Raw genomic sequence first — 17,631 nt, forward strand, 5'->3', positions numbered from 1 at the left:
GATGAAAACTTCGTTTTCTGGACGAACTGATCGGCAGCCGGCGGCGGACTGCGTGATCGCCGTGACGGTTCAAGCGACCCTTGAGGCCTTGGCTGGAGAAGATGTGCTCGATGACGCGGAAAAAGCGCAGGCCGCGCGTTTCGTGCGTGCCGAGGATGGAAGGCGGTATCGCGCCGCGCATCTTTTGAAACGTCACCTGCTGGGCATGGCGACCGACCTTCCGCCGCAGGATTTGCGGTTCGGCCGTCATGACGGCGGCAAGCCGTTTTTGCTCGGGGAGAGAGGGCCGGATTTCAATATCTCTCATGGCGGCGATTGGGTCATTGCCGGTTTCTCATGGTCAGGCCGGATCGGCGTCGATGTCGAGGCGGAGCGGCCGATCGCCTTCTGGCGGGAAATTGCCAGCTCGTTTCTTTCAACCGCCGAACTGGCTGTTGCTGATGGCGGCGATTTTTTAAAGATCTGGACCGCCAAGGAGGCTGGCTTGAAGGCCCACGGTGCCGGATTTGCCATCATGCCGAACGCGATAACCGTCGCCGGTGAGGGCGACGGTTTTGCTTTGACCATCGATGCGATGAACCTCGGTGGTTTGTGGCACCGGCTGGACGAGGCGCATATGCTTGGCCTCGCCGCGAGTGGTGAACCGCCGCAGATCGCCGTATGCCGAAGCGCTGACGATCTTGACGTGGCCCTTTGCGGTATCAGGCCACCCGTTCCAGGCTTGCCGGCGTCGCGTTGACAAAACCCTGCCAGCAGGCCGAAGCCTCTTGCGCGCGAGTCAGAAACGCCTGCATTTCTTCCTCCGTATTGTCGCTGACGGCGGAAATCTCGATGACATTGTCCTGCAGCTGCACGGCGGATTTGTCGAACAGGTTGAAGCAACCGCGCATGTCGAGCCGGCACCGCATCGAGGCGGAAAGCTTGAGCAGCGGCTTGCCTTCCTTTTCGCACAGGATCACCAGCTGCTGAGCCAGATCGGAAAGCACTGCCGCCAGCAGATATTCCTGCGGATTGGGCGCTTCGTTCAAGCCCGCGGCCGGTGCCGGCTGATCGACAGAAAACGTCGCGGGCAGGCTCCAGCTTTCCTCCTGATACTGGCGGTCGCGCAGGCTGACATCGAACTGGGTGGCATTGCGCCAGGCGATATCGACGCCGAGATGGATCGGCGCATTGGAGCCGGCCTGAGCCGTCGGGGTTGCCGTGCCGTTGAGCTTTGCGTCATTGGCTGCGCCATTGGTGCGGCGGAAATTCGAAGGCAGGTGGCGGTAGGAAACCTCGATCTTGTTGGGCAAGGTCACAGTGATGTAGTTGGGCGAAAACCGCGCCACGTTCATCATCATCTGCTTGTATTGCAGCCAGCTGCCATCCGCGTCGAGATTGACCGAGATGGCGGTATCTGACAGTGCGCCGCCACTCCGTTTGGTGGCCGTTTCCACCTGCAGCTTGTCGATCGTCAGGCCCTTGTAGGATGCGCCCTGCACGAGAATGTTGGCCACGCAGGCGCCAAGTCCGGTGGTGAAATAATCGGCCGGCGTCGGCGGCGCTTGCGGGCTCGGGTCGTCGTGATGGCTGACGCGGAAGGCGAAATCGCGGCCCAGCCGCTTGCTGCCGAAGCGAAGCGGGCGAGTATGGATATCCATGGTCAGGCCGCCCAGCCATTCCAGGTCGACGCCGTAAAAGATCTCGCCTTCGCCGGCGACCTTGCGGATCTCGTGGACGAGTTCGCTGACGGCGGCAACGTTGATGCCGTTTTTCATGGTTTGATGTCTCCGATTGCGCGCAGGGCCCGGTCGAGATCGGCCTTCAGGTCATCGAGATCCTCGATGCCGACCGACAGGCGCATCAGGCCGGGATTGATGCCGACCTCGCGCCGCTGGCGGTCGATCAGGCTGCTATGGCTGGTGTTGAACGGCATGCTGATGAGAGATTCGACGCCGCCAAGGCTGGTGGCGGCATGCACGAGTTTCAGACCGTCCATCAGTTTCAGGCCGGCCTTGTCGCCGCCCTTCACCTCGAAGGAAACCATGCCGCCGCTTCCCCTGGTGAGCGCTTCCGCTGCCCATGCGTAAGGGTAGTCCGGCAGGGCCGGGTGATAGACGCGGGCGATGGCCGGGTGTGCCGCCAACCAATGCGCCAGCGCCTCGGCGTTTTCGTTATGCGCCCGCATGCGCAGTGCCAGCGTTTTCATGCCGCGCTCGAGGATTGCGCAATCCTGCGGATTGAGGCTGCCGCCCAGCTTCAGCATCTGCGCCCAGATCATGTCGAGATATTTTCGGCTGCCGGCGGCAGTGCCGGCCACCAGATCGCTATGGCCGTTCAGGTATTTCGTGCCGCTATGGATGACCACATGCGCGCCGTCATCGATCGGCGTCAGGCAGCAGGGAGACAGAAATGTGTTGTCGAGGATCAGGAACAGGTTACGTTCCGCCGCAAGTTTTGCGAGCCCGCGCACCGGCGCGAATTTCAGGAGCGGATTGGTCAGCGTCTCGAAGAACAGGACCTCGGTATTGTCCTTTATCGCCGCCTCGATGGCGCCGATATCCATCGGGTCGACAAAGGTCACTTCGCGGCCGAACTGGTGCATGTCCTCGCGCATCAGATTGTAGCTGCCGCCGTAAAGATCGTAAGCCGTGACGATATGGCCGCCGCGATTGGTGAGCGCCAGCAATGTCGTGCTGATCGCCGCCATGCCGGAGGAAAACACGATGGCGCTTTCGGCGTGTTCGAGTGCTGCGATCTTTTCCTGCACGGCCCACTGGTTGGGGTTTCCGTAACGGGTGTAGATCGGGTAGTCGCGGATCATGCCCTGATCGAAGGCTTCGTAGCTTTCCTTCTGGAACAGGAAGGTGGTGGCCGCGAAGACCGGCGTGCCGACGGCGCCGGTGATCGGGTCGTTATAGGTGCCGGCATGCACGGCGAGCGTACCGGGGCCGTGGCTTTTCGGATCGATCGTCGTCTGGTTGGTCATCCGCGGCCCGGCGTTGCGGGCGCGGGTCAACTGGTCGGCCCATTCGGTTTTTGCCGAAACGCCGGTAGCATCGCTGCGGAAGCGACCGGCCCATTCCTTAAGAATACTCTTTGCCAAGAGGTTCTCCTGCCTTTTGTGTGAGTGTCGAGAAAATGCTGTCACAGAGCGCGTCGCCATCCGGGCCCTGGAAGATGTTGATGCCGACAGGCGCGCCACGATAGGAGGGCTCGCCGATATCGGAACGCATGCGGCCGAAACCGAGACCGATGCCGAAAAGGCCGGCAAGCGCACGGCCCTGGTTGTCGCAGAGGTGCCCGGTGGCATCGACATTGGCGGCGCTGCCGTTTCGCCCAAGCCGGATCGGCCGCTCCGCCGCATCGCTGAACAGCGGCAGGTTGGGACGATACCCGGTGGCGGCGATCACCATGTCGGATATCCGCATGAGGTCGGTCACCTCATCCGCATGGCCACAACGATGCAGCGTGATATTGGGATGGCGACCGGCGAGGATCTGTTCGTAAAGCAGCTTTGACCGGGTATAGAGGCCCTGGAAACGAAAGACCCGGCCGCTCGACGGGCAGACGTCGCGTATCGGATCGAAGATTTCGCCTGCTTCAATGGCAAGTTCGGCCGAGCGGTGCATGCGGCGGATCGGCGTGCGATGCGCCAGCGTCAGGTTGATGGCGCGGCCTGGCAGTGCTTCGACCAGCTTGTGCAGGACGGAAAAGGCGCTGTGCGATGCGCCGATCACGGTGATGCGCCGTGCATCCTCCGGCAGAACATCGCCGAGATCGACCGGGCGCAAAAAGCTGTCCGAATGGATAAGCGGAATGCCGCGCTGTTCGGCGTCCCGGCGAAGCTCCGGCGGCAGATGCGGTGTGCTGCCGGCGGCAAGAATGGCGAGGCGGCTTTCGAGAGCAAAACCGTCCTCGAACCGCATCACCCAGCCGTTGCCGGTCTGCACGGTTTCGCGCACCATCTGCCCGAGACGCAGTTCGAAATTCGCAAACCGGCCGGCGGCGGCCAGAAACACCCGGCGCAGTTCCGCCGTCAGCAGGGCCACCAGCTGCAGCGGCACCGATTGCGTGCCGCGGGCGCGGATCAGGCGGGCCGGCATGCTGTCGAGGACGGGTGCAAAAATGCCATCCGGCGCAATGCCGTCGAGAAAATCGCTGGCATCCGAGTTGGACGGGATGTCGTAATTGACGCCGGCATGCAGCAGTTTTTCTATGCTCGGCCGCCGTTCGTGAATGACGAGGCCACGTTCCAGAAGGTCGGCCAAAAGGCCGTTGCGGTCGGCGCTGACGAGAAAGCTCGTACAGGCGGGACCGAAACCGACGATCTGGCAAAAGGTGCGGGACATGGTGTCTCCTCTTTTCAGGCGCGACGGCGCGTCTCTGCTTGCCCGGATGCAAGCGGCATCAGGATTTCAGCAATGCGGGCGGCAATCGCCTGCACATGTTTCGTGTGGTGGAGGAAAAAGTGGTCGCCATCGAACATCGTCGTCGAAAACGCATCAGCGGCAACGTTATGCCATTGAGCAATGCCCTGCGGCGGCACTTCGGGATCGTTCAAACCGCCAAAAGCATGCATGGGGCATGTGATGCTGCGGGCGTCACGTTCTGCGCGGATCGCTTCGCTCATGCGAAAATCGTTGCGGATGATGGGCAGAAGCAGTGCCATCAATTCGCGGTTCTCCAGCACTTCGGAAGGAGAACCGTTCAGCGACTTCACCTCGTCCAGCAGATCGTCGTCGCACAGGTGCGCGCGTTGTGGTGCCGGGTCCGCGCAATCCGGGCTATGGCGGCCGGAGGGGAAAAAGGCGAGTGGCGGCGTCTTCTGCTGCAGGAGCAGGGTCATGCGGTAACCGAGTGCCGCGCCGAGACTGTGGCCGAAGATCGCGAACGGGCGTGTGAGATGCTGTTGCAGTTCATTGGCAAGCTCGCGTGCGAGACGATCTGGATCGCTTTGCAGTTGTTCGCCCATGCGCGTGCCGCGTCCCGGATATTCGATCGGTCGCACCGAAATCCACGCGGGAAACAACCGGTCCCAATCGCGATAGACCGCCGAACTGCCGCCGGCATAGGTCAGGCAGAACAGATCGATGGTGGCGTGCGATTTGGTGGTCTTGAAGGGGAGGCAGGTCATTGCGCGGCTCCACGGTTCTGAGCTGATGAGGTGATGGAGGCTTGTGCGGCAATCGCTTCGCGCATGCCGGAAAGCGTCGGGGCGCGGAAAATGGCGGCGAGGCCGATCTCGACATCGAAGGTTTTGGCGATCGCCCGCGACAGATGCACCGCCAGAAGCGAATTGCCGCCGCTCTGGAAAAAATCGTCCTGCGGTGAGGACGGCCGGCGTCCGGTGACGTTTGCCCAGAGATCGGCTAGCAGCGCGAGATCGTGGGCTATGGTGGCTGGTGCTGCCGTCTCGTCCGAAACAACGGTCTTTGTGGCGGCGACAATCGCTGCTGCAGCCTTGCGATCACGTTTGCCATTGGCACTGAGCGGCAGGGTTTCGACACGAACGATAAGGTCCGGCACCATGTAGCGGGGCAGGCGCTCGCCTAGCCATGCTTTGAGGTCCGTTGCCGGGATCGGTCGGCCGGTATGGCAGGCGGCAAGCATCGGGTGGCGGTCGGCGGATGGCATGGCGAAGACCAGCGCCTGATCGATCTCGGGATGACGGATCAGATTGGTCTCGACATCGCCGGCCTCGATACGGTGGCCGCGGATTTTCAGCTGAAAATCTTTGCGGCCGAGAAATTCAATCGCGCCATCCGGCATAACCCGGCCGAGATCGCCGGTGCGATACAGCCTTCGGCCGCTGTCATGGATGAAGAAGCTGGCTTGCGTCTTTTCCGCGTCGTTGAGATAGCCCTCGGCAAGGCCAAAACCTTCGATATGGATTTCGCCGGTCACACCGACCGGGCAAGGTCGGCCGTGGGTATCGAGCACATGCAATTGCTGGCCGGAAAGGCCAAAACCGTAGGGGATGGACTTCCAGGCCGGATCGATTTTCGTCACCGGATAAAAATTCGACCATATGGACGCTTCGGTGGCGCCGCCGAGGCTGAAGAGTTTTGCCTCCGGAAAATCGCCAAGAATTTTTCGGGCAAGCGTCAGCGGGATCCAGTCGCCGCTCAGCATGATGGTGCGCAGCATTTGCAGTTCGCGGGCCGGCGTTTCGCCTGCGGCGGACAGAACCATGTCGAGAAGTGCCGGGACGGAGTTCCACACGGTCACGCCATGGGTGGCGCTGATGGCGAGCGTCGCCGCCGGATCGGGAAATTCGCTGTCGGGTGGCACAACGATGGCCGCGCCTGCTGAGAGCGCGCCCCAGATGTCAAAGACCGAAAGATCGAAACTCAGCGCCGACAGCGCCAGAATGCGATCATCCACCGTAATGCCGAAACGCCGGTTGATATCGCGAATGGTGTTGAGCGCTGCACCATGGGTGATGACCACGCCTTTCGGCATGCCGGTCGAACCCGATGTGTAGATGATATAGGCGCGGTCGGAGGGCTGCGTGGCCGGAGCAGCAAACGGCATATCCGATGCTTCTGCAAAATCCTTTGGCGACAGGTGGCAAACGCCTTCCTGCAGATCATCTGCTTTCTCCGCGATCAGCCAGCGGCAACCACTGTGACGAAGAATGGCATCGCGGCGCTCGGCCGGCATGCGGCTGTCGATCGGCAGCCAGACGAGACCGGCCAGGCTGACGCCGATGACGGCGGTGATCTGGCTCACACCTTTAGGCAGGCATATTGCCGCGATCTCGCCGAGCTTTGCATCGCGGTTAACGAGCGCAGTTGCGATGTTTTCGGCGCGGGCGCGCAGTTGCGCATAGGTCAGCGTTTCATCGTTCGAAAGGAGCGCGACGGCATCAGGCGTGCGGGCAGCTGTTGCCAGAAATGTCTCCGGCAGTGTTTCTGCCCGATCCTGCGGGTGATCGGCTACCAATGGAGAAAGCTGTGCCTGCTCGCCGGAAGGATCCGTATCCTGCCAGGCGGACGGGTCGTTCACCAGTCGATCCAACGTCTGCCGGTAACGCTCGAAAACCGCCTCCGGCACGCCATCAACAAAAATGTCTTCGACATAGTCCCAATAATAAATCAGACCTTGGTGGTTCTCGATCACCTGATGATCCATCCACACCTGCGGTGTGCGCAGATGGCTGCCGAGAAGCTCGAAGCGGCTTGTGTGTTCGGCCGGCAGGCTGGGGCGGCCGCTGCTGATGCCGCTGGTGAAAACGAAGGGGGCGGCGGGTTTATCGGTCTCATTTGCCAGTTGCAGCCGCCGGATCAGCGAGACGCCGCTGACCGAAGCATGCGCCAGCCGTTCGGCCATCAGCGTCTGGATGCGGCGTGCCTGTTCGGCAAAGCTGCCGCCATCGGCGCAATCGATCAGCGAGGTATTGGAGCAATTGCCGGTCATCTCGCCGATCTCAGGGTGCGAAAACGGGCGGTAATTGGCGAGCACGTTCAGCGTGAAATCCGGTCGGGTCGCGAATGGCCGCAGCATGGCGGCATAAAGCGCCAGCATGGCGGCGTTTGCCGTCACGCCATGTTCGGCGGCGAGCGCCTTCAGTTTTTGCCAGCGCTCACCTTCCAGCTTGCCGGCAAGGCGGCGAAAACGTGACCATTGAGGCGAATGGCCGGTCAACGGCAGTTCCGGCGGTGGCGGCAGGGTTTTGAGGGTGCGGTCCCAATAGGCGGCACTCTCCGGCGAGGATGTTGCCTTGAGTGCCAGAACATAGTCGCGGTGGCTGAGAAGCGGTGGCGTTTCCGTTTCGCCCTGCGGTACGAACAAGTAGCGCAGCAGATCGCGAAAGATCATCGACAGAGACGGGCCATCGATGGCGATCAGGCGGAAGGCGATCAGCAGCCGGTCGCTGTCGGCCAGTCGCGCAAGTGTTGCTGCCAGCGGTGGTCCCTGTTCCAGCGAAGGCAGCGTTTCGGGATAGGTTTCGCAAAGGGTTCCGAGACGCTTTTCAGCCTCGTCCTCCGTGAGAGCGCGAAAATCTTCAACGGCAAGAATGCAGGGATTTTCCCCCGGTGGCGGCACGACCTGCGTTCCGTTCGCCAGGAAGCGCGCCGTCATCACTTCGTGACGTGTTTGCAGGCGCAAAAGTGCCTGCTGCACCACCTCCGGTTCGATGCGGTCAAACCGGCAATCGTGGAAAAAGCAGGGAATGGCGGATTGTGCATAACCACCATGTTCGCCCACCCAATAGGCCTGCTGCAGATCGGTCATCGGGTAGGGTTGGTGGCGCTTATCCGGCTCGGCGGTGATGGTCACCGCCTCGCGGGAAAGCTCACCGATCAGCGTTTTCTTGTGATGCCCAAGCGCGGAGCGCAGCGCCGCCGTCATCTTGCCCTGCGGGGCGGCGTAACGCAGCTCGCCATCCGCCACCCACAGGCGGATGCGGTTTTCCTGCATCTGCCGGCGCAGCTCGTTCAATGTCATCGGTACAGCAGCGTCCATCAGATAACCCCGCTTTCGAAGGTTTCGTCGTCTTCCAGTGCGTTATCGGAAATCTCGGCGATCAGGCGTGCTTGATCCTTCAAGAGCGGATTGCGCAGCAGCGAGGCGAGATCGGGGGCGGTGCCAAAGTGGTGTTGCAGCAGGCTGGAAAGCCGGGTCATCAGCAGTGAATCCCCGCCAAGTACGAAGAAGTTGGCCGATGCCGAGACAATCTCCTGTCCGAGCATTTCCTGCCAGAGACCAGCCAGCCGCGTCTGTAGGCCTTCTATCAGTGGGTCTTCGGTCTGTTCCGGCGGCTGCACTTCCAGTTCGACTGCCTGTTGCAGGCGGGTGCGGTCGACCTTGCCGTTCAAGGTCAGCGGCATGGCGGAAAGCTGGTGCCAGCGTTGCGGCACCATGTAATCCGGCAGTTTTGCCTTCAGCCAGAAATCGAGTTCGGCATGGTCGATCACGGTAGCCGTCACCGCATTTTGGGCAAGGATGACGTGATAATTCATGCGCTCCACCGGATTGCCCGGTTTCGGCAATGCCGCCTGCAGGGCAAAACCCGCACCGCCGAGTACCACCTGCCAGCGGCTCGCATCCAGCATCGGCAGGTTGGTTTCCAGCCGCTCGTCCTCGTAATGGCTGAGACCCTCGACGAAACCGAGGCTGACGAGCTGGAAACGCGGATTGCGCGTGCCTTCGACCAGCAGCAGATGGCCGGATGGTTTCAGCAGGGACCGCACCAGCCGGCTGCTGCGATTGACGTCGATCGCATCATGCAGAACGTTGGCGCCGATGATCAGGTCGTAGGAACCGAGGTCGAAACCCTGCAGGGCCGGGTCGTGGTTGATGTCGAACAGGCCAAAGTGCATCTGTGGCCAGTCGGCGAACATCTTTGCCGCATTGTCGAGGAAGTAACGCGACAGGTCGGTGAAGGCGTAGGAGAAGTTCTCGTGTGGCAGGGCCTTGAGGATATCGTGGGTGACGCTGCCTATGCCCGCGCCGAATTCGAGAATGCGGATTGTGCGGCCGGGATCGGCATCCTCGAACAGGCCGCGTACTGTTTCGCCGGCCACGATGTTGAAGTGTTTCGAGACCGGGTTTTCGCGATACCAGCTTTCGACGAAGTCGGTCCGCCCGCCTTCGAACATCAGTTCCAGCGGGTTGAGCCGGCCTTGCAACAGCGCCTGCGATTCGGCGATGCAGCGCTCGTAAAGCGACCAGATACGGCGGTCATAGTCGGCGCCCTGTGTAGCGCGGGCGGCGATGCGGGCCTTCAGTGACGGCAGGCGTTCGGCAAGCGCGATTCGGTCTGTGGCGCGATAGGTGTCGCCATCACGCTGGAGGTAGGCGTCGGCTTCGAGCACATCTAGCCAGCTGACGAACAGTTTTTTGTATTTTTCGGTCACCTTCAGCGCGTCGATCAGGTCGGTGGCGGTTGGCGTGTCGCCTTCATTTCGGAAATGCCCGGCTGACTGCATTGTCGCCAGCATCACCCAGGTGCTGAGCAATTCCATATTGTCGAAATGGCTGCCGTAATCGTCGAGATTGAAATCTTCGGAAAGGTCGTTGCAGGCCCAGTCGCCCACCGTCAGCGCCCGGTGCCAGCCGTTATCGCCGATGGCATCGGAGCCACTCGCCGGGGCATCGCTGGAGGGCGTGAAATAGCCATGCAGCTGTTTCGGCGGCGAACCGCCATAGATCACGGCAGCATCGGATATGAACGGGTGTTCGCCCAGCACCGCCTCGATCTCGCTCGGCTCGATGCGCATGCCGCTGATCTTCAGCTGGTTGTCGATACGTCCGACAATTTCGATCTCGCCATCCGGGTTCAGCCTGCCGAGATCACCGGTGTGGAACAGCTTTTTGCCGCTCGCCTTGTGAATGCGGTAACGTTCCGCCGTGCGAGAATCATCGCCAAAATAACCGAGCGACATGGCCATGCCGCCGGTGCAGATCTCGCCGACCACGCCAATCGGGCAATCCTGGCCGGTGGTGTTGAGAATGCGGCATGTCTGGTTTTCCAGCGGACGGCCGTAGGGGATTTTTGTCCAGTTCGGGTCGATCTCGCGCAGGTGGTAATAGGCGGAAACGATGGCGGTTTCTGTCGGCCCGCCGATGCTATGGATTTCGCATGTCGGCCATAGCGTTTTCAGGCGACGCACGAGTTCCAGAGGAATCCAATCGCCGCCCATCATTACGTGACGTGGGGCCGGCAGATCGACCTGTTTCAACGCCTGCGCATCGAGCAGCATTGAAACGAAGGCGGGAACGGCATTGATGATGGTCGGCTTGTGTTCGCGGACGAGATCGAGCCAATGCATGGCATCCTTGGAGCGATCCCTATCCGGCAGGATGATCGCGCCGCCGGTTGCCATCATGGCATAAATGTCGAAGACCGACATGTCGTGATGGAAGGCGGAGAGCGAGAGGGTGCGGTCGTTGGCGGTTACCTCCAGTCGGCGGATCAGCGCGAAAATCGTATTGAGCGGGCCGCGATGATCGAGCATTGCGCCCTTAGGCTGGCCCGTCGTGCCGGATGTATAGATGATATAGGCGAGGTCTTCTTCCGACTGGCGGCGTTCCGGCACGGTGTCGGGCAGATCAGTCAGCGAAAGCTCGGCCAGATCGATGCGGCGGAACTCCGGTGGCAGCGCCGGGGTTGGGCCGTTTGTCAACACGGCAAAGGGCGACAGATTTTTGAGGATGGCGATCAGTCGCTCGTTTTCATAATCGCCGTTGACGGGCACATAACACCCACCGGCCGCCTGAATGGCGAGTGCTGACAGAACCGCATCCGGTTGGCGCGACATGACGACGGCGACCGGCTGTGAAGGCTGCAGGCCAAGAGCGATCAGGTGGTTGGCAAGGCGGTTGGCATCCTTGCGCAAGTCCGCATAGTTGCGGTTGCCCTGCGGGCTGAGGATGGCGGTATTGCCGGCTATGGCATCGGCCGAGTTTTGCAGCAGGTCCGGCATCAGCATGCCTTGCGGCCGCTCCACGACCGTCTGCGTGCCTGCCGCCAGCAAGCGATCACCTTCCGGGCGCATGTCGGGCACCAGCGCGCCCCAGAGTGTGTCGTCCACGGCCAGTTTTTGCAGAAAATCGGTATAGGCGCGGAACATGCCGTCGATCAGGCGCGGTTCAAACAGGTCGTCGGCGATGAACCAGCGGGTCACCAGCGCGCCGCCATATTCGGTGGCCTGATAATCCAGCCAGACCTGCGGTGTCTGGTTGATCTGGAAAACCTGACGGCTGGTCAGCGGCCAGTCGGCGCGGTTCGGATCGTCAAAGTCCATGCCGATCATGCTGGTGAAGACGACCGGCATGTCGATGCCATCGGCACCACCACTGCGCTGGCGGCCAAGCTCGCGCATCAGGCGGATACCGTTGAATTCGCGATGCGCCAGCGCCTGCCAGAGATCGGTCTGGGTGCGCTTGGCCGCATCGATGAAGGTTTCCTCGGTGCGTGCCTCGACCGGCAGAAGCATCAGCGAGGTGAAGTCGCCGCAAATGTCCATCACCTGGTGATGCACGTTCTTGCGGTTGAAATAGGTGACATTGAGGGTGAATTCCGGCGCCTTGCTGTAGGTGGAAAGCACCTGTGTGAAGGCGGTCAGAAGCGCGCCGCTGGCGGTCAGGCCGCGTTCGCTCGCACGCGCCTGGAACTGTTTCCAGTGCGAGGAGGACAGCCTGTGATCGAGCGTGCGGAATGTGGGGCGCGCCACGTCTTCCGGCTTGCGGCACAGAGGCAGTTCCGGGGCGAGCGGGAAGGTGTCGAGCTTTTCCAGCCAGAAATTTTTGGCTTTTTCCCATTGCGGACCCTGACGGGCGGCATCCTCCGCCAGAACATAATCGCGGAAGGACAGCGAAAGTTGTGGCAGGGCGGCTTTCGGATCAGCCAGCAGCGTTGCCAGCTCTCCGAAGACAACACGAAAACTCTGGATGTCGAAGACGAGCAGATCCATGTCGAGATGGATACGGGTTATGCCGCCGGGCAAATGGCTGACCGTCAGCTCGAACAGCGGCCAGACCTGCGGGTCAAAAACCTGATAGGACATCCGGTCACGGATTTCGCCAAGCGTCGCCTCGCGATCCGCATCGGAAAGGCTTGTCAGGTCACGCTGGGCGATCTGGTAATGCGGCGCCTTTTTCAGGATCTGCTGCTGGCCGGCGGGGGTGATCACGCAGCGCATCATCTCGTGGCGGGCGATCAGCCGGTTCCAGGCGGTTTCGAGCGTCGTGACATCCAGATCGTCGAGTTCGATCTCCAGATATTCGTGGCAGGACACGGCGCCGAGCCGCATGCCGCCCTTGCGGCCAACCCAAAAAGCCTGTTGCAGGTCGGTAAGCGGAAAAGGCTCGAAACGCTCGTCCGGCCGGTCGATGATTTCGATATTGCCCTTGCCCAGCTGTCGGGAGAAATCGATGTCGTCGGTGACGGCTGCCGTCAGGCTGGCGATATGGGCGGCGAGCGCTGCGATCGTGCCGTACTCGTAACCCGCGGTCGGCGGCAGCGAGAGCGCGAAACGGCCGTTGATGATATGCACCAGCTCGAGGAACACCAGCGAGTCAACGCCCTGTTCTGTCAGCGCACGGTTGATGTCGAGCGCGTCGCTGTCGAATTTCAGGCGCTTGCCGATAATGGCGCGCAGATAGGCGGCGATTTTTTCCGACCGTTCGGTTTCGGAAAGGTTTTCGAGCGTGAGTTCGAATTCCACCTCTTCAGTCACATCCTTGCGGGTGTCGAGAAGCGGGCGCAAAAGCCCTCTTGTGGCCGGCATGCCGCCGGTGGCGGCTGCGAGCGCTGCGGCATCGACTGAGATCGGCACAAGCCCGGTCGCGCCGTCCTTCAAGAGGCCGTTCATGATGGCAAAGCCGGTTGTCGCCGGGATGGGCTTGAGGCTGGTCTTGCCCAGCTGTTCGAGTTTTTCGGCGCGACGGTCCATGGCGAACTGCCCCCAGGCGATGGAGATCGCCGGTACGCCCTGATCGCGCAGGTTCTGGGCGAAGGCATCCTGCCAGGCATTGGCGACGTTATAGGCCGCACCCGGCATGGCCAGCAGCGATGCGGCCGAGGAAAACAGGCAAAACAACGCCAGCGGCTGGTCGGAAACCGCCTGATGAAGCGCCAGGCTGCCCTCGATCTTGACGTTGACGCCGGTGGCAAAACGTTCCGCCGTTTCTTCCGAAAGAAGCGCACTTCCTCCGCCATGGGCGGTATGGAAGACCTGTCCGATCGGCACATCGAGACCGGTGATGGCAGTGCGCAGGGCATCGGCATCGGTCAGGCTGGCACGCAGGATATCGACGGTGACGCCGTGACCCTGCAATTCGGTGATGCAGGCCTCCTGTGCCGTATCGGGCTCGCGGTGGAGAACGATCACCAGATGCCGGCATCCCTGACCCGCCAGCCACAGTGCGAGTTCGCGGCCGACTGCGCCAAAGCCGGCGATCAGCGTCGCGTCGCGGTCCTTCCAGTCGAGCGGCAGATGATCCTCGCGGGCAGGGGTCGCCTCGATGGCGGGTTCGTAAAGCTTCGCCCCGCGAAGGGCCAAAACCGTGCCGAGATCGTGGAGATGATCGAGATGACCGGCAAGAGCTTCCACATCCCTTGGTCCATCGATGTTCACGCAGGTCATCGGCAGGTGTGGATGCTCGTTGCGCAGGCTGCGCCACAGCTGCATGCTTGCCCAGCCGGGACCGGTGATCGCTGCCGTCTGCGGATCGCAGGCATGCGAAACAAGCGTGGTGATGCGGCAGGCCGGATGATCAACCCCGTGGCGCAGCCAGCCGAGGGCGCGGTCCAGCGCCGTGGTGACCGCAGCGGTGCCACCTGAAAAACCGGCGACATCGGCAAGCGGCCGGCAATCGACGATCTGGCTGAACGCACCATCGAGCGGCTCGTTGCTACGCACAACGTTATGGCCGATCCAGCGACCCATGGCGGCAAGCTCGTCGGCAACCGCGCCGCTTCCGACGATCAACCAGTCCTCGCGGGTGGCGATGGAGGAGGCGCTGAGTTTCTGCTGGTAGAGGCGTGCAACCTCGTTCCAGCGCCAGCGCCAAAGCTGCACCGGCATCTGTTCGGTTTCAGTGGCGGGTTCTGCGAGATCCAGCCAGCCGACGCAGGTTTTGCCATCGGACAGGAAGGCGCGGTTTTCGACCTCACGCACATCGGTCGCCTGACTCCATTGCGGAGAAAGCCAGGCATTGCTGATGGTTCTGTGTGCTGTTGCGGCCAGCCACTCGCTCAACGGCGTGGTTCCCAAATCGGGCAGATCGGGAGCGGTGAGCGGACGATAGTCTGCGCAAACCGTTCCGGTTTTCAGGTCGAGCGATACGGTTCCCTTGCCGAGGAAACCGCGCTCGTCGCTGGCGGCCGAAGGTTTTGCCGCGAGCGGCAACGGGTGTTCGAAGGCAAAATGCAGGGCACTGCCGCGTGCCGAGACGGGCGTCCAGAGCGGACCGAGAAGAGCTTCCAGCGCAGACCGATTCTCAGCGGGTCGTTGTTCTGGCGGCAATTTTTCGGGCCAGATGCGGATGCTCGCAAAACTGACCGGCGGCAAGGTGGCGAGACCTAATTTCTGGGAACGATAGTGGTTCTCCAGCGGCGTTTCGTAACCTGCGCGGAAGAGCGCGGCGATCACGGCTGCCTGGCTGTTATTGCCTTTGTCGATAAGCACCGCAGTCGTCGCCGCAATGTCGCAAGCGGCCAGCAACTTGGCAAAGCTCGCATCGGGACCTATCTCGATCACCTGATCGATTTCGAAATCGGCCAGGCGCTGCGCCGTGTCGAGGAAATGCACCGGCTCGCGCAGCTGGCGATACCAGTAATCGGCATCAAGCATGCCGGGTTCCAGCAGGTCCGATTTCAGCGTCGAAAGCATGTCGCAGTTGGGGGCGTCGAAGGAGGGGGCAGGGCAGGCGGACCTGAACGGCAGTTCGATCGCTTCCATCGTGTTCGAATGGAAAGCGCGGTTCACACCGAGGCGGCGATGGGCGATTTTCTGCTGTGTCAGATCGGCCGAAAGCGCATCGATATCGGCGATGCGGCCGCTGAGGCTGAAACGATCCGGACCATTGATGGCGGCAATCGCCACATCCGGGTGAGCCTGAAGGATGGTATCGATCTCGTTACGCGGCCGGGCGATTGCCAGCATGGCACCGGTCTCGGTTCCCATTTCCATCAGGCGTGCACGGCTTGCCACCAGCCGGATGGCATCATCAAGTGTCAGCAGACCGGCAGTCACGGCGGCGGCGAATTCGCCGATGGAATGGCCGAAAACGAGGTCCGGCCGCAGGCCCCACGCTTGCAGCATGCTGGCAAAGGCATGGTGCCAGGAAAACAGCGCAGGCTGGGTGTAGAGCGTGCGGTCGAGATCCGTGGCCCGCGCCGGATCGCTGATCACCGCGTCGAGGTCGGGAATGCCATTGGCGGCAAAACCCGCAAGGCAGGTTTCCAATGCCTTGCGGAAGGTGGCATTATCGCGCCTCAGCCCCGCACCCATGCTCGAAAACTGGCTGCCCTGACCGCTGAACATGAAGGCGACGCGGCCACCGGCCGCTGCCTTGGTGATTTTCGCTGACGACAAGGCGGTTTTGATCTCGTCGGCGGTCTTACCCCTCACGGCGATACGATGGGAAAAATGCTGGCGGCGCAAAGCCGCCGTTGCGCTTTGGGCAGCAAGCCCGGCCTTACCAAGAGAGGCCGCTACAGCCGGTAAACCGCCCTGCAATGCCGCTTCACTCTGGGCCGACCAGACAAAAACCTGCTCGTCCGAATTGCCGTCCACCGCAATCGGCGTAGCCTGTTCGACTGCACCGACGATCATGTGGCAATTTGTGCCGCCAATGCCGAAGGAGCTGACGGCGGCGATGCGGCGTTCGAAACGGGTCGGCCATTCCATCGTCTGTTCGACCGGCGAAAACGGTGTCGTGGCAAAACCGATGCGCGGATTGGCCGGGTTGCAATGCAGGCTGGCGGGGATCGATCCGCTGTTCACCGCAAGCACTGTCTTGATCAGGCTGGCAATGCCGGCTGCGGTATCGAGATGCCCTAAATTGCCTTTCACCGAACCAATCGCGACGCTTTGCGGCTCGACATCGGCGGCGCGATAGACTTCGGAAATCGCATCGATCTCGACCGGGTCACCCAATGGCGTGCCGGTGCCGTGGGCTTCCAGCATGCCGATACCGGCCGGCGAAACGCCGCTGCGGGCAAGTGCGTCACGGATGGCACGTTGCTGGCCGGCGCGGCCGGGGGCGGTGTAACCGATCTTGGTGCTGCCGTCGTTGGAAACCGCCGAGCCGAGAATGACGGCATGCACGATATCACCGTCGCGCTCGGCATCGCTGAGCCGCTTCAGGGCAACAAGACCGATGCCGTTGCCGGCGACGATGCCTGTGCCATCGGCGCTGAACGGACGGCAATGACCGTCTTCGGAGAAGATCATGCCCTGTTGGCGGAAATAGCCGCTGCCCTGCGGGAAGGAGATCGCCACGCCGCCGGCCAGTGCCGCATCGCATTCATCTCTGATCAGGCTTTGCACCGCCTGATGTACTGCGACGAGCGCGCTGGAGCACGCCGTCTGCACCGTCATGGCCGGGCCGGTGAGGTTCAGCTTGTAGGCGGCGCGGGTGACGAGATAGTCCTTGTCATTGCCCATCAGCTGCTGAAAACTGTCGGTGCGGGTGATTTCTTCGGCGCGGATGGGTGGCAGAAGCGGCTGGTATGTGCTCTGGCGGCAACCGGCAAACGCGCCGATCTTCAGCTCGCTGCGGGTCAGGTTGGCGATATCCAGCAGTTTTCGGCATTCCTCCAGAAACACACGATGCTGCGGGTCCATCAGCTCGGCTTCGCGCGGCGAATAACCGAAAAAGGCCGGGTCGAAATGATCGGCATTGTCGACCACCGTGCCGGCATTGACGTAATCCGGGTGGTCCATAAGCGCCGGGTCTATGCCGTGCCGCTCCATGTCCGCTATCGTCAGCGGCCGCACGGCTTCGTGGCCTTTGGTCAGGTTACGCCAGAAGGTGGCGATATCAGGCGCATCCGGAAAGCGGCAGGTCATCCCTATGATCGCGATGGGTTCAGCAGTCATGGCAACCTCCAGCATTACGGCACTCGTCTGCGCGCCATCATGGCGATGGCGGCATTGTCTCCTCCCTTAGACACCGAACCAGCGGGTACTG

At 61.8% G+C, this 17,631-nt stretch carries 7 protein-coding genes; 1 reads left to right on the forward strand and 6 read right to left on the reverse strand.

All coding sequences use genetic code 11. The features are described from left to right. The first annotated feature begins 52 nt into the window (after positions 1–52). Positions 53–739, forward strand: coding sequence for a 4'-phosphopantetheinyl transferase family protein (locus tag J2T09_RS02130; RefSeq protein ID WP_306830548.1), 687 nt, complete (start codon positions 53–55; stop codon positions 737–739). Here J2T09_RS02130 and J2T09_RS02135 read toward each other — a convergent pair. The 6 genes from J2T09_RS02135 to J2T09_RS02160 are packed head-to-tail and all read right to left on the reverse strand — an operon-like array spanning position 702 to position 17,540. Then, positions 702–1,757 (reverse strand): OsmC family protein, encoded by a 1,056-nt coding sequence (locus J2T09_RS02135; protein ID WP_306830551.1) that lies wholly within the window; start codon positions 1,755–1,757, stop codon positions 702–704. The two genes, J2T09_RS02130 and J2T09_RS02135, sit on opposite strands and share 38 nt — an antisense overlap. Continuing rightward, a complete protein-coding gene (locus tag J2T09_RS02140) occupies positions 1,754–3,085 on the reverse strand; it encodes a trans-sulfuration enzyme family protein (protein ID WP_306830553.1) in 1,332 nt (443 codons plus the stop codon). The genes J2T09_RS02135 and J2T09_RS02140 overlap by 4 nt, the downstream gene beginning before the upstream one ends. After that, positions 3,066–4,331 carry a SidA/IucD/PvdA family monooxygenase gene (locus J2T09_RS02145; RefSeq protein WP_306830555.1) on the reverse strand — a complete coding sequence of 422 codons (1,266 nt, stop codon included), beginning with the start codon at positions 4,329–4,331 and terminating at the stop codon, positions 3,066–3,068. Before J2T09_RS02145 ends, J2T09_RS02140 begins: the two co-directional genes overlap by 20 nt. A gap of 14 nt (positions 4,332–4,345) precedes the next feature. After that, positions 4,346–5,116 carry a thioesterase II family protein gene (locus J2T09_RS02150; protein ID WP_306830557.1) on the reverse strand — a complete coding sequence of 257 codons (771 nt, stop codon included), beginning with the start codon at positions 5,114–5,116 and terminating at the stop codon, positions 4,346–4,348. Continuing rightward, positions 5,113–8,451, reverse strand: a complete 3,339-nt coding sequence (locus J2T09_RS02155) for a non-ribosomal peptide synthetase (RefSeq protein ID WP_306830559.1) — start codon at positions 8,449–8,451, stop codon at positions 5,113–5,115. The genes J2T09_RS02150 and J2T09_RS02155 overlap by 4 nt, the downstream gene beginning before the upstream one ends. Then, the gene (locus J2T09_RS02160) at positions 8,451–17,540 is read right to left on the reverse strand and encodes a non-ribosomal peptide synthetase/type I polyketide synthase (protein ID WP_306830561.1); all 9,090 of its coding nucleotides are present in this window, start codon (positions 17,538–17,540) and stop codon (positions 8,451–8,453) included. The genes J2T09_RS02155 and J2T09_RS02160 overlap by 1 nt, the downstream gene beginning before the upstream one ends. Positions 17,541–17,631 lie beyond the last annotated feature (91 nt).

It is taken from the genome of Neorhizobium huautlense (assembly GCF_030811685.1).
Lineage (GTDB): Bacteria > Pseudomonadota > Alphaproteobacteria > Rhizobiales > Rhizobiaceae > Neorhizobium > Neorhizobium huautlense_A.